The following is a 25,365-nucleotide window of genomic DNA, read 5'->3' on the forward strand; positions in this document are numbered from 1 at the left end:
CTCATGTCCGTTCTCACTCAGCCCGAGCACCCCCGAGAGGAGCGCTCGCATGTCCAAGAGCGCCAGAAACCGGAACAACCGCAGCAAGAACGCCCTGACGGCGCGGCAGGTGCCGTGGGGCGGCATCGCCTTCTTCACCGTGATCGGCCTGGTGGCGGTCGTGGCCATCGGCTACGCCTTCCTCCAGTCCCGGTCGTCGGCTTCGGCGGAGTCGGCGTCCATCTCCGGACTCGTCAAGAAGGACGGCCTGGGCCGCGATCACACGACACAGGCCGTCAAGTACGCCACCTCGCCGCCCATGGGAGGCGACCACGACCCCGTCTGGCAGAACTGCGACGCCCGCGTCTACGACCGGCCCCTGCGCGACGAGAACGCCGTCCACTCCCTCGAGCACGGCGCCGTCTGGATCACCTACCGGCCCGGGCTGCCCGCGGACCAGCTCGCCCGCCTCAAGACCAAGGTCTCGTCGACCGACTACACCCTGATGAGCCCTTATCCGGCCCTGGACGCCCCGATAGCGCTCACCGCCTGGGGACGTCAGGTGAAGCTCCAGAACGCCGCCGACGAGCGTGTGGACGCCTTCCTGCGCGCGTTCGTGAAGGGCCCGCAGACCCCCGAGCCCGGCGCCTCCTGCGGCGGCGCCAAGGACGCCCCGTGAGCACCGCCGTCCCCGGGCCGCGGGGACGGCGGGCCACCGTCGTCCTCGCGGCGCTGGTGCTGCTCGCCGCCGCCGCGCTGGTCGCGGTGACCGCGGCGCGCTCGGGGCGGCCCGGCACCGGCGGCCCCGAGGCCGGGTTCGCCCGCGACATGAGCGCCCACCACGCGCAGGCGGTGCGGATGTCGTTCACCGTCCGGGACCGGACGCGGGACCCCGCCGTCCGGCTGCTCGCCTACGACATCATCAACACCCAGTCCGCGCAGATCGGCATGATGACGGCCTGGCTGGACGAGTGGGACCTGCCCAAGACCGACCCGGAGGGTCCCATGCGGTGGATGGCCGGGCACTCCGGGCACGGCGCCGCGGGGCCCGCTCCCACGGGTGCGGCGGGCGGCGGCCCCGGGGCCCGGATGCCGGGGATGGCGACGCGCGAGCAGCTCGCGGAGCTGGAGCGCGCGCAGGGCCGCGCGGCCGAGGTGCTGTTCCTGCGCCTCATGATCGCCCATCATCGCGGCGGGGTCGCCATGGCCGAGGCGGTGCTGGCCCGCACCGGCCACGACCGCGTCCGGCGGCTGGCCCGGACCATGGTCGACGGACAGCGGGCGGAGATCACCCTGATGAACGGGATGCTGCGCGAGCGCGGGAGCGGCGCGGTGTGAGGTGCGACGTGAGCCCCGGCGGCCGGCTCCCTTCCGGGTACCGGCCGCCGAGTGCGCCGGCGGGTGCCGTGGAGCCGGGCCTCAGGAGAACTCGGCGAGCGTGCGCTCGGCCTCTTCCAGCCAGGCCCGGCGGGCGTTCAGCGCCTCCTCGGCGTCCTTGACGTCCTTGTCGCGGCCCGCCGAGCGGGCCTTGTCCAGCCGCCGCTGGAACTGGTCGATGGAGGTGCGCAGCTGCGCCACCGTCGCCTCGGCGCGCGCCCGCGCCTCGGGGTTGGTGCGCCGCCACTCGCTCTCCTCGGCGGACCGCACCGTCTCCTCGATCTTGCGCAGCCGTCCCTCCAGCCGGTCGCGCTGGTCGCGCGGGACCATGCCCGCGGCCTCCCAGCGCTCCTGGATCGCGCGCAGCGCCTGCCGGGCCTGCCGCACGTCCCGCACCGGCAGCAGCCGCTCCGCCTCAGCGAGGATCTTCTCCTTCTCCTCGGCGTGCTCCTGGAACTCGGCGTCCCGCTCGGCGAACGCGGCGCTGCGTGCCTGGAAGAAGGTGTCCTGGGCGCCCTTGAACCGGGCCCACAGTTCCTCTTCGGTGTCGCGGGCGGCGCGGCCGGCCAGCTTCCAGCGGCGCATGAGATCGCGGTACACCGCGGCGGTCTCGCCCCAGTCGGTGGAGCCCGACAGCGCCTCGGCCTCGGCGACCAGCCGGTCCTTCTCCCGGCGGGCCTCCTCGCGCTGGTCGTCCAGCGTCGCGAAGTAGACCTTGCGGCGCTTGGTGAAGGCGTTGCGCGCCGACGACAGCCGCTTCCACAGCGCGGTCTCGGTGGGCCGGTCGATGCGGTCGGCGGCCTTCCACTCCTCGACGAGCTGACGCAGCCGCTCGCCGCCGTTCTTCCAGTGCGTCTCCTCGACGGCGATCCGCTCGGCCTCGGCGACGATGCGCTCCTTGACCTCGCGGGCCTCGGTGCGGTGCTGCTCGCGCTGGGCCTTGACCTCCTCGCGCCGCCGCCCGACCTGCTCGGTCAGCCCGTCCAGGCGGCGGGCCAGCGCGTCGAGGTCGCCGACCGCGTGCGCCTCGGTGACCGCCTCGCGCAGCCGCTGGATGCTCTGCTGGGCCTGCCCGGGCTGCAGGTCGGTCGTGCGGACCCGCTGCTCGAGCAGCCCGATCTCGGTGGCCAGCGCATCGTACTTGCGCTTGAAATAGGACAGGGCCTCATCCGGCGCGCCGGCCTGCCAGGACCCCACGACGCGCTCGCCGTCGGTCGTCCTGACGTAGACGGTGCCGTCCTCGTCCACCCGGCCCCAGGGATCGGTAGCGCTGGACACCCTTGCCTCCTGAATCACAGGTCCGGTCGCGCACGCGGCCACCGGACCCTCCACACCTTAGTATCCCGTTCGCCTATTTCCCGGCGATCGTGACGTCCTGGATCGTGACCTTCTTCTTGGGAGCGCCGTCCCCCTGGGGATTGGAGCCCGCCTTGGCGATCTTCTCCAGCACGTCCATACCCTTCGTGATTTTCCCGAACACGGAGTAGTCAGGCTGAAGCTGCGAATCGCCGTACACCATGAAGAACTGGCTGCCGTTGGTGTCCGGACCGGAGTTCGCCATGGCGAGCGTTCCCTTGGTGTACTTGGCACCGGCGGTGTTCTCATTGGGGAACTCGTACCCGGGCCCGCCCCTTCCGGTCCCCTTGGGGTCGCCGCATTGGAGCACATTGAGCCCGCCACTGGTCAACCGGTGGCAGGGGCTGTTGTCAAGGAAATTCTTCTGCGCCAGGAAGGCGAACGAGTTCACCGTGCAGGGCGCCTTGGCGGCGTCCAGGTCCATGACCACGTCGCCCTCGTTGGTCTTGACCGTCGCCTGGACCACGCCGGAGTAGGCGGGCTTGGCGGGCGGCCTTCCGAGGTCCTTGGGGGCGCCGTCGGCCTGCGCGGGCTTGTAGGCGCACTGCCCGCCGGCGCTGGGGCTCGCGCCGGCGGCGGCGCCCTTCCCGTCACCGTCGCCGTCGCCGCTCATGACCACCGCCGCCGCCGTGCCGCCGCCGGCGAGCACCACGACCGCGGCGACCGCGCCTATGATCTTCAGGCGGCGGGCACGGGCCGCCTCGGCCTGCCGGCGCTGCTGCTGGCGCTCGTAGCGTTGCCGTGCGAGCTGCTTCTTGCGGTCCTTCCCCGCCACGTGCCTGCCCTTCCGCTGTGATCAGGTGAACGTGCAGCGCATAGTAGCGGTCCCCGGCGGCGGGCGCGCCGCCCGCTGAACGAACGTGGAGGAACGCCGCCGCGACGCCGTCCGGGACCCGCGGGGGGACCCGTGAGAGACCCGCGGGCGACACGGCCGTCCGCATCTCGTTCGCGGTGGCCGTGGCCGCGCCGGTACTCTCGGAGGGCCCATCCGAGATGGTTCGAAGGAAAGGACGGCCGTGCTCGTCGCCGGGTTCCCCGCTGGATCGTTCGCCGCGAACTGCTACGTCGTGGCGCCCGCCGCGGGCGAGGAGTGCGTCATCGTCGATCCCGGCCAGGACGCCGAGGCCGGGATCGAGGAGATCCTCCGCGAGCACCGGCTCAAGCCGGTCGCGGTGCTGCTCACCCACGGGCATCTCGACCACGTCTGGTCGGTCGCCCCGGTCTGCGGCGCAAAGGACGTCCCCGCCTACGTCCATCCGGACGACCGCGAGCTGCTCACCGACCCGGCCAAGGGTCTGTCCCTCGGCCCCGGGCAGCAGCTGTTCGGCGGCCTCGAGCTGACCGAGCCGGACGACGTCCGCGAGCTGGCCGACGGCGCCGCGCTGGAACTGGCGGGCCTGAGCATCACCGTCGACCACGCGCCCGGCCACACGCCCGGGTCGGTGACCTTCCGTACGCCCGCGGGCCCCGGCGTCCCGGACGTCATGTTCACGGGCGACCTGCTGTTCGCCGGATCGATCGGGCGCACCGACCTGCCGGGCGGCTCCCACGAGGCGATCCTCGCGAGCCTGACGCGGGTGTGCCTGGCCCGCCCCGACGAGACCGCCGTCCTGCCGGGGCACGGCCCGCAGACCACAATCGGCCGCGAGCGCGCGACCAACCCGTACCTCCGCGGGCTCGCGCCGGGGAACGCGGGGGGATCCTCCCCCCTGACCGGCGCGACGCCGCGGCCCGCGGACGGGCCCAACAAGGGATTCTGAGTCAAGAGATCATGAGTTCGAGCTTCCAGGCCCCCAAGGGGGTCAGTGAATACGTCCCGCCGCGCGCGGACCTCTTCTACGCCATCCGCGAGGCGTTCGCCGAGCAGGCCAGGCTCGCCGGCTACGGCTACCTGGAACTGGCCGTCTTCGAGGACACGAACCTGTTCCGGCGGGGCGTCGGCGAGTCCACCGACGTGGTGTCCAAGGAGATGTACACCTTCGAGGACCGGGGCGGCCGGTCGCTCACGCTGCGCCCGGAGTTCACCGCGACGGTGCTGCGGGCCGTCCTGGAGAACAACCTCCACAAGGAGGGCGCCCTCCCCGTCAAGGTGTGGACCACCGGGCCGGCGTTCCGCGCCGAGCGTCCCCAGCAGGGCCGTTACCGGCAGTTCTACCAGCTCGACCTGGAGGCGATCGGCAGCGAGGACCCGCAGGTCGACGCCGAGACCATCGCGATCGCCGCGAACTGGTACCGGTCGCTGGGGCTGACGCGGGTGCGGCTGCTGCTGAACTCGCTCGGCTGCCGGGAGTGCCGTCCCGCCTACCGGGCCCTGCTCCAGGACTTCCTGCGCGGCCTGGACCTGGACGAGGCCACCCGCGCCCGCATCGAGATCAACCCGCTGCGGGTGCTGGACGACAAGCGGCCCCAGGTCCGCGCCCAGATCGCGGACGCGCCGCTGATGGCCGACCACCTCTGCCCCGCGTGCAAGGCCCACCACGACCGCGTCCGGGAGCTGCTGGCCGACCTCGGCATCGCCTGGGAGGACACGCCCACCCTCGTCCGCGGCCTGGACTACTACACCCGCACCACCTACGAGTTCGACCACCCGCTGCTCGGCGCCCAGTCCGGCATCGGCGGCGGCGGCCGTTACGACGGGCTCTCCGAGGACATCGGCGGGCCGCCCCTGCCCGGCATCGGGTTCGGGCTGGGCCTCGACCGCACCGTCCTCGCGATGGAGGCCGAGGGCACCGCGTTCGCCCCCGGGCCGCGCTGCGAGGTGTTCGGGGTGGCGCTCGGCGAGGCCGCCGAGCGCCGGCTGTTCGGGCTGGTCGCCGAGCTGCGCGGCGCCGGGATCGCCGCCGACATGGCGTTCGGCGGCAAGCGGCTGAAGGGGGCCATGAAGGACGCCGGGCGGTCCGGCGCCCGGTACGCCGTGATCCTCGGCGAGCGGGACATCGCGGACGGCGTCGCCCAGGTCAAGGATCTGGCCGAGGGCGAGCAGACCGCCGTTCCGCTCACCGGCATCGCATCGACGTTGAAGGAAAGGCTTTCCAGATGATCCGCTCGCACGAGGCGGGGACGCTCCGCAGGGAGCACGCCGGACAGCAGGTGACGCTGGCCGGCTGGGTCGGCCGCCGCCGCGACCACGGCGGCGTCACGTTCATCGACCTGCGCGACGCCTCCGGCACCGCGCAGGTCGTGTTCCGTGAGGAGGACGCCGCGCACGACCTGCGCGCCGAGTTCTGCGTGAAGGTCGTGGGAGAGGTCCGCGTCCGGCCGGCGGGCAACGAGAACCCCGAACTGCCCACCGGCGACATCGAGGTCGCGGCCGCCGAGATCGAGGTGCTCTCCGAGGCGGCGCCGCTGCCGTTCCCCATCGAGGGCGACGTCAACGTCAACGAGGAGATCCGGCTCAAGTACCGCTACCTCGACCTGCGCCGCGACGCGGTCGCGCGGGCCGTGCGGGTCCGGTCGGAGGCGTCGTTCATCGCGCACGAGGTGATGCGCGAGCACGGCTTCGTCAACGTGGAGACGCCGACGCTGACCGGCTCCACCCCCGAGGGCGCCCGCGACTTCCTCGTGCCCGTCCGGCTCAAGCCCGGCCACTGGTACGCGCTGCCGCAGTCCCCCCAGCTGTTCAAGCAGCTGCTCATGGTCGGCGGGCTGGAGCGCTACTACCAGATCGCGCGCTGCTACCGGGACGAGGACTTCCGCGCCGACCGGCAGCCGGAGTTCACCCAGATCGACGTCGAGATGTCGTTCGCCGACCAGGAGGACGTCCTGCGCGTCGGCGAGGACCTCGTCGCCCGGCTGTGGAAGGAGATCGCCGGGTACGAGATCCCCCTCCCGATCCCCCACATCACCTACGCCGACGCCCTGGCCCGGTACGGCTCGGACAAGCCCGACCTGCGCTTCGGCAACGAGCTCACGGACATGACCGAGTACTTCTCGGCCACCTCGTTCCGGGTGTTCCAGGCCCCCTACGTGGGCGCGGTGGTGATGCCCGGCGGCGCGTCCCAGACCCGCAAGGAGCTGGACGCCTGGCAGGACTGGGCGAAGGCCCGCGGCGCCCGCGGCCTGGCCTACGTCCTGGTCCAGGAGGACGGCACGCTCGGCGGCCCGGTCGCCAAGAACCTGTCCGACGACGAGAAGGGCGGGCTCGCCGCGAAGACCGGTGCCGCCCCCGGCGACGCGATCTTCTTCGGCGCGGGCAAGCGGCACTCGACCCAGGAGCTGCTCGGCGCCGCCCGGCTGGAGATCGGCCGCCGCCGCGGCCTGATCGACGAGTCGGAGTGGAACTTCGTCTGGGTCGTCGACGCGCCGATCTTCGAGCCGGTCGAGGACGAGCGGGGCGAGCAGATCGGCTGGACGTCGGTCCACCACCCCTTCACCGCGCCGAAGCCCGAGTACGCCGACACCTTCCAGGACGACCCGGGCGGCGCCCTCGCCGACGCCTACGACCTCGTCCTGAACGGCAACGAGATCGGCGGCGGCTCCGTCCGCATCCACCGGGCCGAGATGCAGCAGCGGGTGTTCGACGTGCTGGGACTGTCCAAGCGGGAGGCCGAGTCGCGGTTCGGCTTCCTGCTGGAGGCGTTCAAGTTCGGGCCGCCGCCGCACGGCGGCATCGCGTTCGGCTGGGACCGCATGGTCATGCTCCTCGCCCGCCAGGACTCGATCCGCGACGTCATCGCCTTCCCCAAGGTCGCGTCCGGGTACGACCCCCTCACCGGCGCGCCCACCGTCATCACCGCGCAGCAGCGCGAGGAGGCCGGTGTGGACGTGGTCCCGGAGGACGCCACCGCCGAAGGCTGACCGGACGGGCGGCCGCCGCGCGGCGGCCGCCCGCTCCCCGTCACCCGGGAACGGAGCGGGCCGGTGCCTCGGCGCCCGCCGGTCAGCGGACGCCGCTGGTGACGCGGTACACGTCGTAGACGCCGTCGATCGAGCGGACGGCCTTCAGCACGTGGCCGAGATGCTTCGGGTCGCCCATCTCGAAGGTGAAACGGCTGACGGCGACGCGGTCGCGGGTGGTGGTGACCGACGCGGAGAGGATGTTGACGTGCTGGTCGGAGAGCACGCGCGTGACGTCCGACAGCAGCCGGGGCCGGTCGAGGGCCTCGACCTGGATGGCGACGAGGAAGACCGAGTCCTCGCCCGGGGACCAGGTGACGTCGATCAGCCGGTCGGGCTGGGTCTTGAGGTTGGCGACGTTGGCGCAGTCGGCCCGGTGCACCGAGACCCCGTGGCCGCGGGTGACGAAGCCGACGATGTCATCGCCCGGCACCGGGGTGCAGCAGCGCGACAGCCGGACCCAGACGTCCGGGTCGCCGGCGACGACGACGCCGGGGTCGCCGGCGACCCGGCCCCGCTTGCGGCGCGTCGGCAGCGCGATCTCGGCGAGGTCCTCCTCGGCGCTCTCCACGCCGCCGAGGGCCTCCACGAGCCGCTGCACGACGGTCTGCGCGGAGACGTGGCCCTCGCCGACGGCGGCGTACAGCGACGACACGTCGGTGTAGCGCATGTCGCGGGCGAGGGCGAGCAGCGCCTCCCCGGACATCATCCGCTGCAGCGGCATGTTCTGCTTGCGCATCGCGCGGGCGATGGAGTCCTTGCCGGACTCGATCGCGGTGTCGCGGCGCTCCTTGGAGAACCAGTGCTTGATCTTGTTGCGGGCGCGGGCGCTCTTGACGAAGCCGAGCCAGTCGCGGCTGGGCCCGGCGTCCTGCGACTTGGAGGTGAACACCTCGACGGTGTCGCCGTTGTCGAGGGTCGACTCGAGGGGGACGAGACGGCCGTTGACGCGGGCGCCGATACATCGGTGGCCGACCTCGGTGTGGATTGCGTAGGCGAAGTCGACCGGGGTCGCGCCCTGCGGCAGCGCGATCACGTCGCCCTTCGGGGTGAAGACGAACACCTCCGAGACCGACAGGTCGAACCGCAGCGACTCCAGGAACTCCGCCGGGTCGGCGGTCTCCTTCTGCCAGTCCAGGAGCTGGCGCAGCCACTGCATGTCGCCGGCCTTGCGGCCGCCGACGGTCTCCTCCTTGTACTTCCAGTGCGCGGCGACGCCGTACTCGGCGCGCCGGTGCATGCCCCAGGTGCGGATCTGCAGTTCGACGGGCTTGCCCTCGGGGCCGATCACCGTCGTGTGCAGCGACTGGTACATGTTGAACTTCGGCATCGCGATGTAGTCCTTGAACCGGCCGGGGACCGGGTTCCATCGCGCGTGGATCGAGCCGAGGGCGGCGTAGCAGTCGCGGACGCTGTCGACGAGGACCCGGATGCCGACCAGGTCGTAGATGTCGTCGAAGCTGACGTCCCGCGCGATCATCTTCTGGTAGATCGAGTAGTAGTGCTTCGGCCGGCCGGTGACGGTGGCCTTGATGCGGGCCTCGCGCAGGTCGGTCGAGACGTTCTCGATGACCTCCTGGAGGTAGACGTCGCGGCGGGGGGCGCGCTCGGAGACCAGGCGGGCGATCTCGTCGAACCGCTTGGGGTACATCGTGGCGAACGCGAGGTCCTCCAGCTCCCACTTGAGCGTGTTCATGCCGAGCCGGTGGGCGAGCGGCGCGAACACCTCCAGGGTCTCGCGGGCCTTCTTCTCCTGCTTGTGCCGCGGCATGTAGCGCAGCGTGCGCATGTTGTGCAGCCGGTCGCCGAGCTTGATCACCAGGACGCGGATGTCGCGGGACATCGCCACGACCATCTTGCGGACGGTCTCGGCCTCGGCGGCCTCGCCGTACTTGACCTTGTCGAGCTTGGTCACCCCGTCGACGAGCGCGGCGATCTCGTCGCCGAAGTCGGCGCTCAGCTCCTCCAGGGTGTACGGCGTGTCCTCGACGGTGTCGTGCAGCAGCGCCGCGCACAGCGTCTCGGTGTTCATGCCGAGCTCGGCGAGGATGGTCGCGACCGCGAGCGGGTGCGTGATGTACGGGTCGCCGCTCTTGCGCTTCTGGTGCCGGTGGTAGTGCGCCGCGACGTCGTACGCGCGCTCGATCAGCCGGAGGTCCGCCTTCGGATGCGTGTTGCGGACCGTCTTGATCAGTGGTTCGAGTACCGGGTTCATAGTGGGGCCGCGCTGGGCGCCCAACCTGGCGAGCCTTCGGCGCACCCGGGCGGCAGACGGTGGGATCGTGGTGGAGGCTGGTGTGCCTTTGACTGTGTCTTTGCCGGAGGGGTCTTCGGCGGTTCCGGCGGTGTCGGCGGTTTCGGCCGCGGTGTCGGCGTCCCCGGCGGCGGGGTCGGCGGACGGCTCCGCTCCACCCGCGGGCGGCCGCGCGTCGTCCCGGGCGGACCGGGACTCGGCCGCGTGCTCTGCCGCGGCGTCGGTCACCGCGCCGGTCGATACCACCTCACCGGGCACTCAGCCTCCCTGGTCCTTGCGGGCGCGGTGTCCCGCGCCCTGCGAGACGCGCCCGTCCCCTCCGGACTTGACGCCAGTCTATCCGGCGCCCGTTTTGTGCTAGACCGTAACCAACGAGTGGACGTCCAGATTCCCGAGCTTCCCACGTCCTCGCAGGAACGACAGCTCGATGAGGACCGAAAGCCCGGCGACCTCGCCCCCGCCACGGCGGACGAGCTCGGCGGCGGCCCTGGCGGTTCCGCCGGTGGCCAGCACGTCGTCGACGATCAGGACCCGGTCACCGGGCCGGAACGCGTCGGCGTGAACCTCGATGGTCTCGGTTCCGTACTCGAGATCATAGGTCTCCGCGAGGGTCCGTGACGGCAGCTTTCCCTTTTTGCGCACCGGGACGAAGCCCGCGCCGAAGTGGTAGGCCACCGGGGCGGCGAGGATGAAGCCGCGCGCCTCGATCCCGACGATCTTGTCGACGGTGCCGCGGCCGTGGTGGTTGACGATCTGGTCGACCGCCCCCGCGAACGCGACGTGGTCGGCGAGCAGGGGCGTGATGTCCTTGAACAGCACTCCCGGTTTCGGGTAGTCGGCCACGTCGCGGATCCGCTCCTGGATCAGCCTGCCGAGGTCCACGTTCCACTCCTGTGCCGTAGTCATGGATAGGCCGTGCCCGCGCCCGCCCCGGTGAGGGACGGGCGCGGGCACGGCCGGATGTCGTGCCCGCCGCCTGCCGGCGGCGCTACTTGCCGCCGCCGCGGCGTTGCTGGCGGGAACCGCGTTTGGGCTGCTGCCGCGGCCCCTGCTGCACCACCTTGCGGATCGTGACCGAGGCGTTGACGTCCTCCTCGGCGGGCGTCTCGCGCTCGCGCCCGTCCTCGTCGGACGCCTCCGCCGGGCCCGTGGCGGCCTTCACCTTGGCGGTCCGGGCCTGCCGCTTCGCGCTGGTCTCGCGGCGCGCGATGTTGGCGCGGATCTGGCGGTACTTCGGCTCGCGCTCCTTCAGCTGGACCAGCAGCGGCGTCGCCACGCAGATCGAGGAGTACGTACCGACGATCATGCCGACGAACAGGGCCAGCGACAGGTCCTTCAGGGTGCCGGCGCCGAACAGCGTGGTACCGATGAACAGGATGGCCGCGACCGGCAGGATCGCCACCAGCGAGGTGTTGAGGGAGCGGACCAGCGTGCTGCTGAGCGCCTGGTTGGCCGCCTCGCTGTAGGTGGTCTTGGAGGTCGGGCCGAGCGGCCGGGTGACCTCCTTGATCATGTCGAAGACCACGACCGCGTCGTACAGGGAGTAGCCGAGGATCGTCAGGAACCCCAGCAGCGTCGCGGGGGTCACCTCGAATCCCGACCAGGCGTAGACGCCGGCGGTGATGACGAGGTCGTGCACCAGCGCGACGACCGCGGCCAGCGCCATCCGCCACTCGAACGCCACCGACAGATAGCCGATGATCAAGATCATGAAGACGACCAGCGCCTGCCACGCCTTCTTCTGGATCTCCCCGCCCCACGAGGCGCCGACCACCTGGGTGCTGACCTTGTCGGCTGGGATCTTCAGATCCTGCGTGACGTTCTTCTTGACCTGGGTGACCTGGGTCGAGGAAAGGCTCTCGGTCGTCACCCGCCAGTCGCCGCCGGCCTTCTGCACGATCGCCTGGTGGGCGCCGCCGCCGGTGACGGCGCCGCGCACCTGCTCGATCGACGAGCTCGGCGCCTTGAACGTGAAGACCGAGCCGCCCTTGAACTCCACGCCGATGTTGAGCCCCTGGATCAGCAGGCCCGCGATCGACACCACCAGCAGCAGCCCGGAGATCGAGTACCAGATCCTCGGCTTGCCGACGATGTCGGCGCTGATCTCACCCCGGTAGATCCGGGAGATGATCGCACGCAGTCCCATGGATCAGACCTCCTGGCTCGTCGGCTGAGCGGCGCCGGAGTCGGGCTGCGTCCGGCGCAGCCGCTTGGCGTCGAGGCCGGAGAGCGGATGGCCCCGGCCGAAGAAGGCGGTGCGCGACAGCAGCGCCACCAGCGGCTTGGTGAAGAAGAACACCACCACGATGTCGATGAGGGTGGTGAGCCCCATCGCGAAGGCGAACCCGGCGACGCCGCCGACCGCGAGGAAGTACAGCACCAGCGCGGCCAGGAACGTCACGGCGTCGGCGACCAGGATGGTGCGCCGGGCCCGCTTCCAGGCGTTCTCCACCGAGGAGCGCAGCTTGCGGCCGGCCCGCAGCTCGTCGCGCAGCCGCTCGAAGTAGACGATGAACGAGTCGGCGGTGATGCCGATGGAGACGATGAGGCCGATGATGTGCGGCAGCGAGAGCCGGAACCCCATCCCCTCGCCGAGGATCACCACCGAGACGTAGGTGATGATCGACGCCACGACCAGGCTGGACACCGCGACCAGTCCGAGGCCCCGGTAGTACAGCAGGCAGTACAGCACCACGAGGCCGAGACCGATGGCGCCGGCGATCAGGCCGCCGCGCAGCTGGTCGGCGCCGAGCGTGGACGACACCTCGTCGATGGAGCTCTGCTTGAACTCCAGCGGCAGCGCCCCGTACTTGAGCACGTTGGCCAGGTCGGTGGCGTAGCGCTGGTTGAAGCTGTCGGGCGGGCCGTCGATGCGGGCGGTGCCGCCGTTGATCGCGCCCTGGTTGATGCTGGGCGCAGAGACGACCTGCCCGTCCAGGACGATCGCGACCTGCGCCTGCGGTGAGCCCGGGCTCTGCTGGTAGGCCTTGTACGCCTCGGTGGTGACCTGGCCGAACTGCCGGCCGCCCTTGCCGTCGAACTTCAGCGAGACCGACCAGCTCGCCTCGCCGTTCTGGGCGTTCGGCGGCATCGCGTTGGCGCCCGAGACGTTCTCGCCGAGCACCCGCACCGGCCCGAGGATGTACTTGCTGACCTGGCCCTTCTCCTCGTTCTGGTCACAGGCCGCGACGAACTTGCGGTTCGGGTCGTTCGACCCGGGCGCCCGCTTGTCGTCGGTGTAGCAGTTCAGCGTCTCGAACTGCTTGATGACCGCCTTGTCGTCGACGCCGGAGAAGTCCTGCGCCGGCGCCTGCTGCGGCGGCGTCGTCGGCAGGCCGGTCGGCGGAGCCGAGGGCGTCGCCGACGGGGCGGGCGTGCCCGAGCCGGACGGCGTGGGCGAGGGAGCGGTGAGCGCCTGCGACAGCGCCCGCCCGCGGGGCGAGGCCGAGGGCGAGGGCGAGGGCGAACCGGACTGCGTGCCCGACGCCGAGGGCGACGGCGTCGCCTTGCCGGCCTTGCCGCCCTTGCCGGGCGACGGCGTCGGCGCCGGCGCGGACGGCGCCGACGGCTTGCCGTCGGCGACCGCGAACACCTGGCGGAACTGCAGCTTCGCCGTGGTGCCGATCAGCTGGACCACGCGGTCCTGGCCCTCGCCGGGCACGTTGACCACGATGTTGTTGCCACCCTGCTTCGCGACCTCCGCGTCGGAGACGCCCAGACCGTTGACCCGCTGCGTCATGATCTTGACGGCCTGGTTCATCTGGGATGCGGGCGGGTTCTTGCCCGACTCGGTCTTGGCGGTGAGGGTGACCGTCGTCCCGCCCGCGAGGTCCAGCCCCAGCTTGGGCGTGGTCCGCCCCTGCAGGAGCGCCACGCCGGCCAGGGCGACCATGATCACGAAGAGCGCGAGGAGCGTGCGCCCGGGCTTGGGGACATTGCTAGGCGGAGCCACTGGTCGTCATTTCCCGTCTTGAGTCGTTGCCGGAGGGGCGTCAGGCCGAGGGCTTCTCCGCGGCCTTCGCCTTCACCTTCGTCCGCGACCTGGAGCCGGAGGCGTCCCCCTCGTCCTCGGCGTCCTCGGCGTCCTCGGCGGCGTGCGCCTGGTCGGCGTCCTCGGCGGCGGTCCCGGTGCCGGTCTCCTTGGCGTCCCGCTCCGCGGCGTCACCCTTGGTGAGCTCGACGCGGCCGGACTCCTCCTCGTCCCGGTCGTGCTCCCGGTCGCCGTCCTCGCCGTCCTCGTCGAGCTCGTCGTCGACGTCGTCGGGCTCCTCGTCCTTGAGGACCTGCATGACGGCCTGCTTCACGAAGCGGACCTCGACGCCGGGAGCGATCTCCAGGAGCAGTCCGTCGTCGTCGACCGACACGACGGTGGCGTGGATGCCGCTGGTCGTCAGCACCCGGGCGCCCGGTTCCATGGCGTTCTGCATGTTCATCTGCTCTTTACGGCGCTTGCTCTGCGGCCGGATGAGCAGGAAGTAGAAGACCAGGGGCACGGCGAGGAGCAGCAGCAGGTTGAAGGACCCGCTACCGCCGGACGACGCCGCGATAATCATGTCGCTGCCCATTACTGGGGCATCCTTCCGATGTGGTTTGCCCAGCCCGCGACCAGATCGGCCGCATCCTCGGGACCGCCGGCTGGTGACGGTGGACCAAGTCCCGGAGTCTAGAGAGTACGCGAGACCCCGGCAACGACGTGACGATCGGTGACGCCGGGAAGTTCCCAAGCCGTTACCAGATGATCACGAACCGGGCCCCGCCGGGTCCCCGCCGGCGTCCCCGGCGGCCTCCTCGCCGGTCTCCGCGGCGCCGTCACCAGCGGCGTCGCGGCCCGTCTCGCCGTCCATCTCGAACAGCGTCCCGGTGAGCGGCGCCGTCCGGGGCGGGGTGAGGCCGAGATGGGCCCAGGCGGCGGCGGTCGCGACGCGGCCGCGCGGCGTCCGGGCGAGCAGCCCCTGCCTGACCAGAAAGGGCTCGGCGACGACCTCGACGGTCTCGGGCTCCTCCCCCACCGACACCGCGAGCGTCGACAGCCCCACCGGCCCCCCGCCGAACTTGCGCAGCAGGGACCCGATGACGGCGCGGTCGAGCCGGTCGAGGCCGCGCTCGTCCACCTCGTAGAGGTGCAGCGCCGCCCGCGCCAGCTCCCGCGTGACCACGCCGTCGGCGCGGACCTCGGCGAAGTCGCGGACGCGGCGCAGCAGCCGGTTGGCGATGCGCGGCGTGCCCCGGGAGCGGCCGGCCACCTCGGCGGCGGCGTCATCGGTGATCTCCACTTCGAGCAGCCGCGCCGACCGCCGGACGATCACCTCCAGCTCCGCCGGCTCGTAGAAGTCCATGTGGGCGACGAACCCGAACCGGTCGCGCAGCGGCCCCGGCAGCATCCCGGCCCGCGTGGTGGCGCCCACCAGCGTGAACGGGGCGATGTCCAGCGGGATCGCGGTGGCCCCGGGGCCCTTGCCCACCACGACGTCGACCCGGAAGTCCTCCATCGCCATGTAGAGCATCTCCTCGGCGGGCCTGGCCAGCCGGTGGATCTCGTCCAGGAAGAGCACCTCGCCCTCGGCGAGGGTGGACAGGACCGCCGCGAGGTCCCCGGCCCGTTCGATGGCGGGGCCGGAGGAGATCCGCAGCGGCTGCCCCAGCTCCGCCGCGATGATCATGGCGAGGGTCGTCTTGCCCAGCCCGGGGCCGCCCGACAGCAGGACGTGGTCGGGGGTGCGGCCCCGGCGCAGCGCGCCGTGCAGCACCAGCGAGAGCTGCTCGCGGACGCGTTCCTGGCCGACGAAGTCGTCGAGCCGTTTCGGCCGCAGCGCGGCCTCGATCACCTGCTCCTCGGTGCCCTCGGCGGCGGCCGAGACGAGCCTGTCCTCGGTCATGCGCTGAGCTTCCTGAGCGCGGCCTTCAGCAGGGCGGCGACCGGCGGGATCTCGGTGCCGCCGGCGAGGTCGGCGGCGACCGCGTCCACGGCGGCGTCGGCGTCGCGCGCGGACCAGCCGAGGTTGACCAGGCCCGCCTGGACCTGCCCGCGCCACTGCTGGGCGGGCGCCGCCGGGCGGGCGCCCGGCCCGCCGTCGCCGGCCGGGCCGCCGAGCCGGTCCTTCAGCTCCAGCACGATGCGCTGGGCGCCCTTCTTGCCGATGCCGGGGACCCGGGTGAGCGCCGCGAAGTCCTCGGCCGCCACGGCGTGCCGGAGCGCGTCGGGGCTGTGCACGGCGAGCATCGCCAGGGCGAGCCGGGGACCGACGCCACTGGCGGTCTGCAGCAGCTCGAACACCGTGCGCTCGTCGTCGTCGGCGAACCCGAACAGGGTGAGGGAGTCCTCCCGGACGACCAGGGACGTCGGCACCCGCGCCGGCTCGCCGACCCGGAGCCCGGCCAGGGTGGCCGGGGTGCACTGGACCGCGAACCCGACGCCGTGGACGTCGATCACCGCCCCGTCGGGACCGGCCGCGGCCACCTGGCCGCTGACGAAGGCGATCACTGGACGGTTCCTCCTCTGGTCCGGGCGGCCAGCCGCTCGCGCTCGGCCCGCGCCGCCTCCTCGATCCGCGACCGCTGCGCGTGGGCGAGCCTGGCCTGGGCCCCGCCGCGCCACAGGTGGCAGATCGCCAGCGCGAGCGCGTCGGCGGCGTCGGCGGGCCGCGGCGCCGTCTCCAGGTGCAGCAGCCGCGTCACCATCCGGGTGACCTGGGCCTTGTCGGCGCGGCCGTTGCCGGTGACGGCGGCCTTGGCCTCGCTCGGGGTGTGCAGGGCGACGGGCAGCCCGCGGCGGGCCGCGGCGAGCATGGCGATCCCGGCGGCCTGCGCGGTGCCCATCACGGTGCGGACGTTGTGCTGGGAGAACACCCGCTCGACCGCGACGGCGTCGGGCCGCAGCTCGTCCATGAGCGCCTCGACGCCGCGTTCCACGCCGAGCAGCCGCAGGGCGTGGTCCTCGTCCGGCGCCGTCCGGACGACGCTGACGTGGACCAGATGGAGCCGCTTGCCGGGGGCGCCCTCGACGACCCCCACCCCGCACCGGGTGAGCCCGGGGTCCACGCCCATCACCCGCACCCCGTCACCGCCGCGCTCCTTCGATCATCTGTTCGGCTGCGGACACGCTACCAAGCCGGGACCCTCCGCGCGGGGCGGCGACCCGCCCACGTCAGAAGTAGTCGAGCGAGAACGGCGCGGCGGCGAAGGCGGCGGACAGGGCGGGCAGGGCACCGGATCCGCCGTCGCCGGCCAGCCCGGCGCGCAGCAGCGTGGCGACGGGGATCCCGGCGAAGAGGGCGGCGAGGCCGCGGGCGCCGAGCCGCACGGCCCCCGCGGGCTCGGCACGGCGCTCCAGGCGCCCCCGCCCGTCCGCGACGCTCAGGTGCCAGGCCCCGTGGTGCGCGGGACGCGGCGGGTCGTCGATCACCAGCGGCACCTCGGCGGTGACCCCGGCCGGGTAGCCGCGCGCCTCGAACGCCGCGGGCGCGTCCACGACGCGCAGCAGCCACTGTTTGCGGCGGACGGCGTCCACCTCGCGCTCGCGGGGCAGCCACAGCGCCGCGTCCATGGGCGCGACGCACGCGCGCACGGTGGCGGCGGTGGAGGAGCCGGAGCCGACGAGCGCCCACAGCGCCCGCAGCGTGCGCTCGGAGCGGGCCACCAGCCGGGTGACCTCGAACGCCGTGTCGCCGTCCGCCCAGCGGTAGGACAGGAAGCCGTCCTCGGCGAGGTAGGCGAAGTCGTCACCGGTCAGCAGGAACGCCCGCCACATCGCCTCGTTCCAGGCGACGGGACCGCTGTCGAGGCCGCTCTCGTGCGCGCGGGCGATCACTGCCGCCACCTCGGCGGCGTCGCGCGGCTCCACGCGGCGCACCGGGACGCTTTCGGCGGCGACCGTGCGCAGGCCCTCCGCGGGGAACTCGATCTCGTGCAGGGCGCCCGCGTGCTCGTAGCCGACGGAGCGGTACAGCGACGTCGTCGCCGGGTAGAGCATCGACAGCGGGTGCCCGAGGTCGGCGCAGCGCTCCAGCAGCTCCGTCATCAGCGCGCGGCCGAGGCCCCGGCCGCGTTCCTCCGGCGCGACGGCGACCCCGCCGACCCCGCCCATGGACACGGCCCGGCCATGCCACCACTGTCTCAGGTCGTGGAGACGTGCCATGGCCACGACGCGGCCGTTCTCGAACCCGGCGAACTGGCGTCCCGCCTCCATCGCGGGCCGCGCGACGACGGCCGACCGTTCCCACTCCTCGTCCCCGACGCGCCCGAAGGCGCGTGACCGGAGGTCGCGGGTGAGGTCGTACTCCCCCGGCTCGAGCGCGCGAATCTCCATGATCCAGACGATAGGGCACCGCCGGGGACGCCGACGCCGCCGCGCCCGGGACGGGCCGCGGCGGCGTCGTTCGGCGTCGTCCGGCGCCGGGCCCTCAGGCGTCGAGCGCGGCCATGACCTCGTCGGCCACGTCGAAGTTGGCGTAGATCTCCTGGACGTCGTCGGAGTCCTCGAGGGCGTCGAGCAGGCGGAACACCTTCTTGGCGTTCTCCTCGTCCAGCGGGACGGTGACGCTCGGCAGGAACTTGCTCTCGGCCGACTCGTAGTCGATGCCGGCCTCCTGCAGCGCGGTGCGGACCGCGACCAGGTCCCCGGCCTCGCTGACGACCTCGAAGTTCTCCTCGTCCAGCTCGTTGACCTCCTCGGCGCCCGCGTCCAGCACGGCCATCATGAGGTCGTCCTCGCTCGTGCCGCCCTTGGGCACGATGACGACGCCCTTGCGGGCGAACATGTAGGAGACCGAGCCCGGGTCGGCGAGCGAGCCGCCGTTGCGGGTGAGCGCGACGCGGACCTCGGAGGCGGCCCGGTTGCGGTTGTCGGTCAGGCACTCGATGAGCACGGCGACCCCGCCGGGGGCGTAGCCCTCGTAGGTGATGTTCTGCCAGTCGGCGCCCCCGGCCTCCTCACCGGCGCCGCGCTTGCGCGCGCGCTCGATGTTGTCGTTGGGGACCGAGTTCTTCTTCGCCTTGTAAATGGCGTCGTACAGGGTGGGGTTGGCGTCGGGATCACCGCCGCCGGTCCGGGCCGCCACCTCGATGTTCTTGATCAGCTTGGCGAAGAGCTTGCCCCGCTTGGCGTCGAGGGCGGCCTTCTTGTGCTTGGTCGTCGCCCATTTGGAATGGCCGGACATCTGTCAATCCTCCTCAACCATCGCCCGGCGCACCAGATCGGCGAAGTAGTGGTGCACGCGGAAGTCGCCCGTCAGCTCCGGGTGAAAGGCGGTCGCCATGAGGCGTCCCTGCCGGACGGCGACGATCCTACCGGCGTTCGGGCCGGTCTCGGCGCGTCCGAGGACCTCGACGGCGGCTCCGACGGACTCCACCCAGGGTGCGCGGATGAAAACGGCGTGGTACGGCGTGTCCCCCATACCGGTCAGCGGAACGGCCGACTCGAAGGAGTCGACCTGCCGTCCGAAGGCGTTGCGCCGCACCGTCATGTCGATCCCGCCGACGGTCTCCTGACCGGTGACGCCGCCCCGGATCCGGTCCGCCAGCATGATCATGCCGGCGCAGGAGCCGTAGGCGGGCAGGCCGGCCTCGATCCGCTTGCGCAGCGGCTCGAGCAGGTCGAACGAGCGCGCCAGGCGCCACATCGTGGTGGACTCGCCGCCGGGCAGCACCAGCCCGTCGACCCGGTCCAGTTCCTCGGGGCGGCGGACGCCCAGGGCCCGTGCCCCGGCCGCCTCCAGGGCGCGGGCGTGCTCGCGCACGTCGCCCTGCAGGGCGAGGACACCGATCGTCGGCACGGCAGTCACGAATGCACCTTCCGAGGGGGTGGTACGCACGGGTTCGTCCCAACTTTAGACGTCCCGTACAACGTTCCAGGACCGGGAGAGCCTTCCCGGGGCGCCCGGGTCAGGCGTGCTTGAAGCGGCGCAGCGGCAGCTCGAGCGGCAGGAACCCGTCGGCGCCGCGGTCGGCGATGCCCCGGCCGAACATGTGCGCCGCGGCCAGCGCCAGCCCGAACTCCTCGGGGTCGAACGGCAGCGGCACGTCCGGCGCGCCCTCGTCGATCGGCCGCCAGAAGGGCCGCTCGGCGGGCAGCCGCTCGCCCTGGTCGACGACGACGCCGTCCTCGGCGGTCACGAACACCTCCCGGCGCAGCTCGCCGGACTCGTACCAGCGGAACCAGCAGCCGTGGATGACGGTGTGCAGGACGAGCACGCCGCAGAGCGAGCCGGGCAGGGCCGCGGCGGCGGTGTCGGCGATACGGCGGGCGTCGTCGTCGAGGTGGAACAGCCGCCGGTCGCACAGCAGGAGGGCCCGGTCGAAGGCGCCGACGAACAGCTCGTCCTCGTAGGGCCAGAGCGCGAAGTCGAGGACCGTGTCACCGGTCTCGGTCAGGGTGTCCGCCGGGTAGAGGCCGCGCGCGATCGTCGCGGCGGCGGCCGGATCGGGCACCAGGCCCGGCCGGAACACCTCGGTGGGTTCACCCGCGCTCGCGCACGCCAGCGCGACCGACCAAGCCATGCTCTCCCCTCCCGCGGCCGGGCACCGCCCAGGGGCCTCGACCCCTCACCGCCCGCGCCGCCAGCGTAAACCCTCGACCGGCACGGTGTGGAGGGGGGACCCCCGGTCGGCGCGAGATCGCCGGGGCGGGACGGTGGCCCCGGGCCGCCCGAGGCGGCCCGGAGCGGTTCACCAGCCGCGGCCGGCGAACTTCTGGTCCTCGCCGAGGGAGGCGACGCTGATGCCGACCATGGCCTCGCCGAGACCGCGGGAGACCTTGGCGATCACGTCGGGGTCGTCGTGGAAGGTGGTGGCCTTCACGATCGCCTCGGCGCGCTGGGCGGGGTTGCCGGACTTGAAGATGCCGGAGCCGACGAACACGCCCTCGGCGCCGAGCTGCATCATCATGGCGGCGTCGGCGGGCGTGGCGATGCCGCCGGCGGTGAACAGCACCACGGGCAGCTTCCCGGCCCGCGCGACCTCCTTGACCAGCTCGTAGGGGGCCTGAAGCTCCTTGGCCGCCACGTACAGCTCGTCCTCGGGCAGGCCCTGGAGCCGGCGGATCTGCTGCCGGATCTGCCGCATGTGGGTGGTGGCGTTGGAGACGTCGCCGGTGCCGGCCTCGCCCTTGGAGCGGATCATCGCCGCGCCCTCGGTGATGCGGCGCAGCGCCTCGCCGAGGTTGGTGGCGCCGCAGACGAACGGCACGGTGAAGGCCCACTTGTCGATGTGGTTGTCGTAGTCGGCCGGGGTGAGGACCTCGGACTCGTCGACGTAGTCGACGCCGAGGGCCTGCAGCACCCGCGCCTCGACGAAGTGGCCGATGCGGGCCTTGGCCATCACCGGGATGGAGACCGCCGAGATGATCCCGTCGATCATGTCGGGGTCGCTCATCCGGGAGATGCCGCCCTCGGCGCGGATGTCGGCGGGGACCCGCTCCAGGGCCATCACGGCGACGGCGCCGGCGTCCTCAGCGATCTTGGCCTGCTCGGGGGTGACGACGTCCATGATCACGCCGCCCTTGAGCATCTCCGCCATGCCGCGCTTCACACGGGCGGTCCCGGTGGCGGGCGCGGTGTTCTCCGGGGCGGGACTGGAAGTGGACACGGGCATTCCTCACGTGGACCGACAACAGGGCAGTTTCCATGATATTGCCTGCTCGCACGGCTCCTCGACCCGGCATTGTGTCAGGGCCGCGGCCGTACCTCTTACGCGATGACCGTTGACCTAGGGGATGTACGGCTTGCCGTCGTTCAGCAGCACGACCCAGACCTGCCCGGGCGCGAAGGCGATCGGCCTGCCGTCCGCGGTGGTGTACGCGGTTCCCCGCCCCTCCGCCGGCCGCGACCATCTGGCCTCGTAGGACCTGCCGTCGCGCAGGACGAGGGCGCGGCCCGTCCCGACCGTCTGGATCAGCGGGGTGTAGCTGCCCAGGAAGTCGTGGAACTGCGACCGGACGGTCCGCGCGTACTGGACGACGATCGTCCGGCCGCCGAGCCTGCCGCCCTCCGCGGCGAGGTCGGGCCGCCCGCCCCAGCTGGCCAGCCAGCGCCTGTCCTTGGCCGACCAGGTGAACGCCATGGTCGTCGTGGGCCAGGTGGCGGTGAAGGTCCGCAGCGGCGTCCCGCCCGCCGGCGCCGGGCCGAACCGGAAGCCGATGTCGCGCGGCGCGGCGGCCCGCGGCGCCTGCCTGAGCAGGGCCCCGGGGTCGGCGTACAGGTTGTAGGGCGCCGGTTTGGTCCCGGCGCGGAAGTAGGCGGATCCGGCCTTCTCCTGGGAGACGTCGTACACCGGCGCCTGCCGGACGTACTTCTTCATCTTGCTCTGGACGCCCGAGAACGCGAAGGCCGGGCCGCCGAACTGCGGCAGGATGTGCAGGTCGGAGATCCGGGCGCTGCGGACCGGCCCGACGCGCTTGGGCAGCCGGGACGAGAAGACCGCCATCAGCCGGGTCTCGCCGCCCTCGACCTGCTCGACGTAGACGATGTCGGCGGCCGACACCCCGGTCTGCGGCATCGCGGGCCGGGTGTTCTCGATCTTGACGGCGAGCACCGGGCCGCGCGGCCCGGCCGGGCCGCCGGTGAACGGGTGCGTCGTCGGCGCGGTGCCACCGGGCGTGCCGCCCGGGGCACCGGGCGGCGCCGCGCGATCCGGGCCGTCCGATCCGGAGCAGGCCGACAGCGCGGCGCCGAGGACGAGGGCCCCGAGCGCCGCGCCGGCACCGCTCCGGCCGGTTCTGTCCCACGTGCTTGGCACGATGCAAGCCTCCCTGTGACGATCTGCCAGAGGGTAGCGAACGCTCGCGGGCGCCCCGGCCGGGCGGGGCGGCCGGAGGGCGGGGTCAGATCCCCGGCGGGTCGTCGTCGATCTCGAAGAAGCCCGGCAGCGGGGCGCGGCCCGCCAGCGGCAGCACCCGGATGAGCAGCTTGCGGCGCGCGATCCGGGCCTGGGCGACGGCGTCGTTGTAGAACCGGCGGGCGTAGGCGACCTTGGCGGCGGCCGAGGACAGCTCCTCCAGCACGGCGTCGCCGTCGCCGTCGGCGCGGGCGCCGAGCGTGCCGACGAACTCGGGCTGGTCGACGACGGCGCGCAGCGCCCGCGACAGGTCGCTCTCGGCGAACTCCCGGTTGTCGGCGTCGGCGGTGCGGGCCTCGTGCGCGGCGGTGGCCAGCACCAGGCTGGTGGCCGGGTCCAGCAGGCGGGACGCGGCCAGCTCCAGCGCGGCGGCGGCCCGGCGGACCAGCGCGGCGTCCAGCGCGGCGCGGGCGGTCTCGACCCGGACGTGCAGCCGGTCGAGCCGGGTCGCCCGCCACGACACGTACCCACCGGCGAGGAAGACCACGGCGACCCAGAACAGGACGTCGATGATCCAGTCATAGAGCACCGCGCACCGCCCTAGGCACCGAGGCCGGACTCGACCACGCCGCCGTGGTCGAGGGCCACCGTCTCGTACACCCGGAGCACGTCCCGGGCGACGGCCGACCAGTCGTAGGCGCGGACGGCGGCGCGGGCCTCCGCGGACAGCTGCTTGCGCCGGGCGGGGTCGTCCAGCAGCTCGCCGGCCGCGGCCGCCAGCGCGTCGTGGTCGCCGGCGGGGAACAGCGCCCCGGCGCGGCCGCCGAGCAGCACCCGGTCGAACGCCTCGATGTCGCTGGCGAGGATGGGGGCTCCCGCGGACATGGCCTCGGCCAGCACGATGCCGAAGCTCTCGCCGCCGGTGTTGGGCGCGACGAACACGTCCACCGAGTGGTAGGCGCGGATCTTGTCCTGCTCGCTGACCATGCCGAGGACGACGACGCGGTCGCGCAGCTCGGGCGAGACCCGGGCCACGGCGTCGTCGGCGTCGCCGGGGCCGGCGAGCAGCAGCCGCAGCGCGGGCCTGCGCCGGCCGAGGATCTCGAAGGCGCGCAGGAGCACCTGAAGGCCCTTGCGGGGCTCGTCCATCCGGCCGAGGAAGCCCAGGGCTCCCCCGGGGGCCGCGTCGTCGCCGCCGCGCGGCCCGCCGCGGCCGGGCCAGCCGGGCAGCGGGTCGGCCATCGCGTACCGCTCGGTCGCGACGCCGTTGGGAATCAGCACCGCGTCGCCGCCGAGGTGCTCGACCAGGGTGGTCCGGGCCGCCTCCGACACCGCGATCCGGCCGGTGATCTTCTCCAGGGCGCTCTGCAGGATCGGCGCGGTGACCGACACCACGCGGGACCGCTCGTAGGAGGCGTGGAAGGTGCCGACGATGGGGCCGTCCGCGGCCCAGCACGCCAGCAGGCCCAGGGAGGGCGCCGCGGGCTCGTGCACGTGCAGGACGTCGAAGGCGCCCTCGTTGATCCAGCGCCGGACCCGCCCGGCCGACAGGAAGCCGAACGCCAGCCGGGCCACCGAGCCGTTGTAGGGGACGGGGACCGCCCGTCCGGCGGAGACGACGTAGGGCGGGAGCTCGGCGTCGTCGTCGGCCGGGGTGATGACCGACACGTGGTGGCCGAGCGCGCCCAGCGCCTCGGCCAGGTCGCGGATGTGCTGCTGGACGCCTCCGGGGACGTTCCAGGTGTAGGGGCAGACGAGCCCGACCCTCACCGCGGCGCCTCTCCGAGATCCTCGACCCAGACCTTCTGCAGCATGTGCCAGTCCTCCGGATGCGCGGAGATGCCCTCCTCGAAGACCCGCGCCAGCTCCTGGGTCATGGCCCGGATCCTCTCCTGCCGGACGCCCGCGCCGGGGATCTGGATCTCCTCGTGCACGCGCGCCGCCCAGTACTCGCCTTCGTACCACAACGTCACCGGGATCAGCGCTGCGCCGGTCTGGATCGCGAGCGCGGCGGCCACGGCGGGCATCCGCGCGGTGGCGCCGAAGAACTCGACGTCGACGCCGGTGTCGGTCAGGTCGCGGTCGACGACCAGGCACACCGGGCGCCCCGCGCGCAGGCGCTGCGCCATCCGCCCGAACGCGGCGGCGCCCTTGTGGGGCAGGACCTCCATGCCGAGGCCCTCGCGGAACTCCACGAACCGGTCGAACAGGGAGGCGGGTTCGAGCCGTTCGGCGACGGTGGTGAACGGGTGGCCCCGGTGCACCAGCCAGGCGCCCGCGTGCTCGTAGTTGCCCATGTGGGGAAGGGCCAGGATGACGCCGCGGCCCGCGTCGAGGTTGGCGAAGATCTTCTTGTCGCCGGTGACCCGCATCCGGCCGAGGATCCGCTCCCGGTCGTACTCGGGAAGCCGGAACACCTCCAGCCAGTACCGGAAGTACGAGCGCAGCACGCGCTTGCTGAGGACGCGGACCTCGTCGTCGACCGCGTCCTTGCCGAGGACGCGGCACAGGTTCCGCTCCAGCTGCCGCACCCCGCCGCCGTACCGGTGCCACGTGCGGTCGGCGAGCGCGGTGAACGCCAGCCGCGCCGCCCCCTCGGGCATCTTGCGGACGATGGTCCAGCCCATCGCGTACACGGCGTCGGTCACCTCGTCGCGAAGCGACGACGCCCGGTCGCGGTCGGGCTGGGTCACGGGCGCGGCTCCGGGCCGGTCCGCGCGGCGCCGGTCCCGGCGGTCCGGCGGAACGGCCGCGACACCGGGCGGCCGGGGGCCGGGGCGTCCGCGGGGGCGGCG

At 72.8% G+C, this 25,365-nt stretch carries 24 protein-coding genes; 5 read left to right on the forward strand and 19 right to left on the reverse strand.

The window, feature by feature from the left end:
• The first annotated feature begins 49 nt into the window (after window positions 1–49).
• Window positions 50–658, forward strand: a complete 609-nt coding sequence (locus E1291_RS43130; protein ID WP_207400588.1) for a thioredoxin-like domain-containing protein — start codon at window positions 50–52, stop codon at window positions 656–658.
• On the forward strand, window positions 655–1,317 hold the full coding sequence (locus E1291_RS43135; RefSeq protein WP_207400589.1) for a DUF305 domain-containing protein: 663 nt from the start codon (window positions 655–657) through the stop codon (window positions 1,315–1,317). Before E1291_RS43130 ends, E1291_RS43135 begins: the two co-directional genes overlap by 4 nt.
• Window positions 1,318–1,398: 81 nt before the next feature.
• Here E1291_RS43135 and E1291_RS06320 read toward each other — a convergent pair whose 3' ends face one another.
• Together E1291_RS06320 and E1291_RS06325 are read right to left on the reverse strand one after the other, a co-directional pair.
• Window positions 1,399–2,634 (reverse strand): DUF349 domain-containing protein, encoded by a 1,236-nt coding sequence (locus tag E1291_RS06320; protein WP_131736778.1) that lies wholly within the window; start codon window positions 2,632–2,634, stop codon window positions 1,399–1,401.
• A 73-nt stretch (window positions 2,635–2,707) separates the two neighbouring features.
• Window positions 2,708–3,487 (reverse strand): peptidylprolyl isomerase, encoded by a 780-nt coding sequence (locus E1291_RS06325; RefSeq protein WP_131736779.1) that lies wholly within the window; start codon window positions 3,485–3,487, stop codon window positions 2,708–2,710.
• A 241-nt stretch (window positions 3,488–3,728) separates the two neighbouring features.
• Between E1291_RS06325 and E1291_RS06330 the strand changes: the two genes are divergently transcribed.
• Genes E1291_RS06330 through aspS form a run of 3 tightly spaced genes read left to right on the forward strand, consistent with a single transcriptional unit; the run spans window position 3,729 to window position 7,509 of the window.
• Complete coding sequence (locus tag E1291_RS06330) at window positions 3,729–4,472, forward strand: MBL fold metallo-hydrolase (protein WP_131736780.1); 744 nt, start codon at window positions 3,729–3,731, stop codon at window positions 4,470–4,472.
• 11 nt (window positions 4,473–4,483) lie between these two features.
• Window positions 4,484–5,752, forward strand: coding sequence for a histidine--tRNA ligase (gene hisS, locus E1291_RS06335; protein ID WP_165494981.1), 1,269 nt, complete (start codon window positions 4,484–4,486; stop codon window positions 5,750–5,752).
• Window positions 5,749–7,509 carry an aspartate--tRNA ligase gene (gene aspS / locus E1291_RS06340; RefSeq protein ID WP_131736781.1) on the forward strand — a complete coding sequence of 587 codons (1,761 nt, stop codon included), beginning with the start codon at window positions 5,749–5,751 and terminating at the stop codon, window positions 7,507–7,509. The genes hisS and aspS overlap by 4 nt, the downstream gene beginning before the upstream one ends.
• An 82-nt stretch (window positions 7,510–7,591) precedes the next feature.
• On the opposite strand, the gene E1291_RS06345 is transcribed toward aspS, so the two are convergent.
• The 17 genes from E1291_RS06345 to E1291_RS06425 form a co-directional block, all read right to left on the reverse strand.
• Entirely contained in the window at window positions 7,592–10,060 is a 2,469-nt protein-coding gene (locus E1291_RS06345) for a RelA/SpoT family protein (RefSeq protein WP_131736782.1), read from the reverse strand.
• A gap of 99 nt (window positions 10,061–10,159) precedes the next feature.
• Complete coding sequence (locus E1291_RS06350; RefSeq protein WP_207400590.1) at window positions 10,160–10,708, reverse strand: adenine phosphoribosyltransferase; 549 nt, start codon at window positions 10,706–10,708, stop codon at window positions 10,160–10,162.
• 82 nt (window positions 10,709–10,790) lie between these two features.
• On the reverse strand, window positions 10,791–11,948 hold the full coding sequence (gene secF / locus E1291_RS06355; RefSeq protein ID WP_131736783.1) for a protein translocase subunit SecF: 1,158 nt from the start codon (window positions 11,946–11,948) through the stop codon (window positions 10,791–10,793).
• A 3-nt stretch (window positions 11,949–11,951) separates the two neighbouring features.
• The gene (gene secD / locus E1291_RS06360) at window positions 11,952–13,694 is read right to left on the reverse strand and encodes a protein translocase subunit SecD (protein ID WP_131736802.1); all 1,743 of its coding nucleotides are present in this window, start codon (window positions 13,692–13,694) and stop codon (window positions 11,952–11,954) included.
• A 100-nt stretch (window positions 13,695–13,794) separates the two neighbouring features.
• Window positions 13,795–14,367, reverse strand: coding sequence for a preprotein translocase subunit YajC (gene yajC / locus E1291_RS06365; RefSeq protein WP_131736784.1), 573 nt, complete (start codon window positions 14,365–14,367; stop codon window positions 13,795–13,797).
• Window positions 14,368–14,541: 174 nt separating this feature from the next.
• A complete protein-coding gene (gene ruvB, locus E1291_RS06370) occupies window positions 14,542–15,678 on the reverse strand; it encodes a Holliday junction branch migration DNA helicase RuvB (RefSeq protein ID WP_131736785.1) in 1,137 nt (378 codons plus the stop codon).
• Window positions 15,675–16,283, reverse strand: coding sequence for a Holliday junction branch migration protein RuvA (ruvA, locus tag E1291_RS06375; RefSeq protein WP_131736786.1), 609 nt, complete (start codon window positions 16,281–16,283; stop codon window positions 15,675–15,677). The genes ruvB and ruvA overlap by 4 nt, the downstream gene beginning before the upstream one ends.
• The gene (ruvC, locus tag E1291_RS06380) at window positions 16,280–16,855 is read right to left on the reverse strand and encodes a crossover junction endodeoxyribonuclease RuvC (RefSeq protein ID WP_131736787.1); all 576 of its coding nucleotides are present in this window, start codon (window positions 16,853–16,855) and stop codon (window positions 16,280–16,282) included. Before ruvC ends, ruvA begins: the two co-directional genes overlap by 4 nt.
• A gap of 91 nt (window positions 16,856–16,946) precedes the next feature.
• The gene (locus tag E1291_RS06385; protein WP_131736788.1) at window positions 16,947–18,107 is read right to left on the reverse strand and encodes a GNAT family N-acetyltransferase; all 1,161 of its coding nucleotides are present in this window, start codon (window positions 18,105–18,107) and stop codon (window positions 16,947–16,949) included.
• A 94-nt stretch (window positions 18,108–18,201) separates the two neighbouring features.
• Window positions 18,202–18,957: a YebC/PmpR family DNA-binding transcriptional regulator gene (locus E1291_RS06390; RefSeq protein WP_131736789.1), complete on the reverse strand. Its 756-nt coding sequence runs from the start codon at window positions 18,955–18,957 to the stop codon at window positions 18,202–18,204.
• 3 nt (window positions 18,958–18,960) lie between these two features.
• Window positions 18,961–19,581, reverse strand: coding sequence for a pyridoxal 5'-phosphate synthase glutaminase subunit PdxT (gene pdxT, locus E1291_RS06395; RefSeq protein ID WP_131736790.1), 621 nt, complete (start codon window positions 19,579–19,581; stop codon window positions 18,961–18,963).
• A gap of 100 nt (window positions 19,582–19,681) precedes the next feature.
• Window positions 19,682–20,296, reverse strand: a complete 615-nt coding sequence (locus E1291_RS06400) for a DUF6928 family protein (RefSeq protein WP_131736791.1) — start codon at window positions 20,294–20,296, stop codon at window positions 19,682–19,684.
• Between the two features lie 168 nt (window positions 20,297–20,464).
• Window positions 20,465–21,382 carry a pyridoxal 5'-phosphate synthase lyase subunit PdxS gene (gene pdxS / locus E1291_RS06405; RefSeq protein ID WP_278045234.1) on the reverse strand — a complete coding sequence of 306 codons (918 nt, stop codon included), beginning with the start codon at window positions 21,380–21,382 and terminating at the stop codon, window positions 20,465–20,467.
• 120 nt (window positions 21,383–21,502) lie between these two features.
• Complete coding sequence (locus E1291_RS06410) at window positions 21,503–22,531, reverse strand: DUF3048 domain-containing protein (RefSeq protein WP_131736793.1); 1,029 nt, start codon at window positions 22,529–22,531, stop codon at window positions 21,503–21,505.
• An 85-nt stretch (window positions 22,532–22,616) separates the two neighbouring features.
• Window positions 22,617–23,159: a LemA family protein gene (locus E1291_RS06415; protein ID WP_131736794.1), complete on the reverse strand. Its 543-nt coding sequence runs from the start codon at window positions 23,157–23,159 to the stop codon at window positions 22,617–22,619.
• Between the two features lie 11 nt (window positions 23,160–23,170).
• Window positions 23,171–24,340 (reverse strand): glycosyltransferase family 4 protein, encoded by a 1,170-nt coding sequence (locus tag E1291_RS06420; RefSeq protein WP_131736795.1) that lies wholly within the window; start codon window positions 24,338–24,340, stop codon window positions 23,171–23,173.
• A complete protein-coding gene (locus E1291_RS06425) occupies window positions 24,337–25,263 on the reverse strand; it encodes a phosphatidylinositol mannoside acyltransferase (protein ID WP_131736796.1) in 927 nt (308 codons plus the stop codon). The genes E1291_RS06420 and E1291_RS06425 overlap by 4 nt, the downstream gene beginning before the upstream one ends.
• Between the last annotated feature and the right edge of the window lie 102 nt (window positions 25,264–25,365).

It is taken from the genome of Actinomadura roseirufa (assembly GCF_900659635.1).
Classification (GTDB): domain Bacteria; phylum Actinomycetota; class Actinomycetes; order Streptosporangiales; family Streptosporangiaceae; genus Spirillospora; species Spirillospora roseirufa.

Coding starts and splice junctions, on each gene's coding strand:
- E1291_RS06390 (WP_131736789.1), bottom strand. CDS start 18,957: ATGTCCGGCCATTCCAAATGGGCGACGACCAAGCACAAGAAGGCCGCC.
- secF (WP_131736783.1), bottom strand. CDS start 11,948: ATGGGACTGCGTGCGATCATCTCCCGGATCTACCGGGGTGAGATCAGC.
- yajC (WP_131736784.1), bottom strand. CDS start 14,367: ATGGGCAGCGACATGATTATCGCGGCGTCGTCCGGCGGTAGCGGGTCC.
- E1291_RS43130 (WP_207400588.1), top strand. CDS start 50: ATGTCCAAGAGCGCCAGAAACCGGAACAACCGCAGCAAGAACGCCCTG.
- E1291_RS06400 (WP_131736791.1), bottom strand. CDS start 20,296: ATGGCTTGGTCGGTCGCGCTGGCGTGCGCGAGCGCGGGTGAACCCACC.
- ruvB (WP_131736785.1), bottom strand. CDS start 15,678: ATGACCGAGGACAGGCTCGTCTCGGCCGCCGCCGAGGGCACCGAGGAG.
- aspS (WP_131736781.1), top strand. CDS start 5,749: ATGATCCGCTCGCACGAGGCGGGGACGCTCCGCAGGGAGCACGCCGGA.
- hisS (WP_165494981.1), top strand. CDS start 4,484: ATGAGTTCGAGCTTCCAGGCCCCCAAGGGGGTCAGTGAATACGTCCCG.
- E1291_RS06350 (WP_207400590.1), bottom strand. CDS start 10,708: ATGACTACGGCACAGGAGTGGAACGTGGACCTCGGCAGGCTGATCCAG.
- secD (WP_131736802.1), bottom strand. CDS start 13,694: ATGGTCGCCCTGGCCGGCGTGGCGCTCCTGCAGGGGCGGACCACGCCC.
- E1291_RS06385 (WP_131736788.1), bottom strand. CDS start 18,107: ATGGAGATTCGCGCGCTCGAGCCGGGGGAGTACGACCTCACCCGCGAC.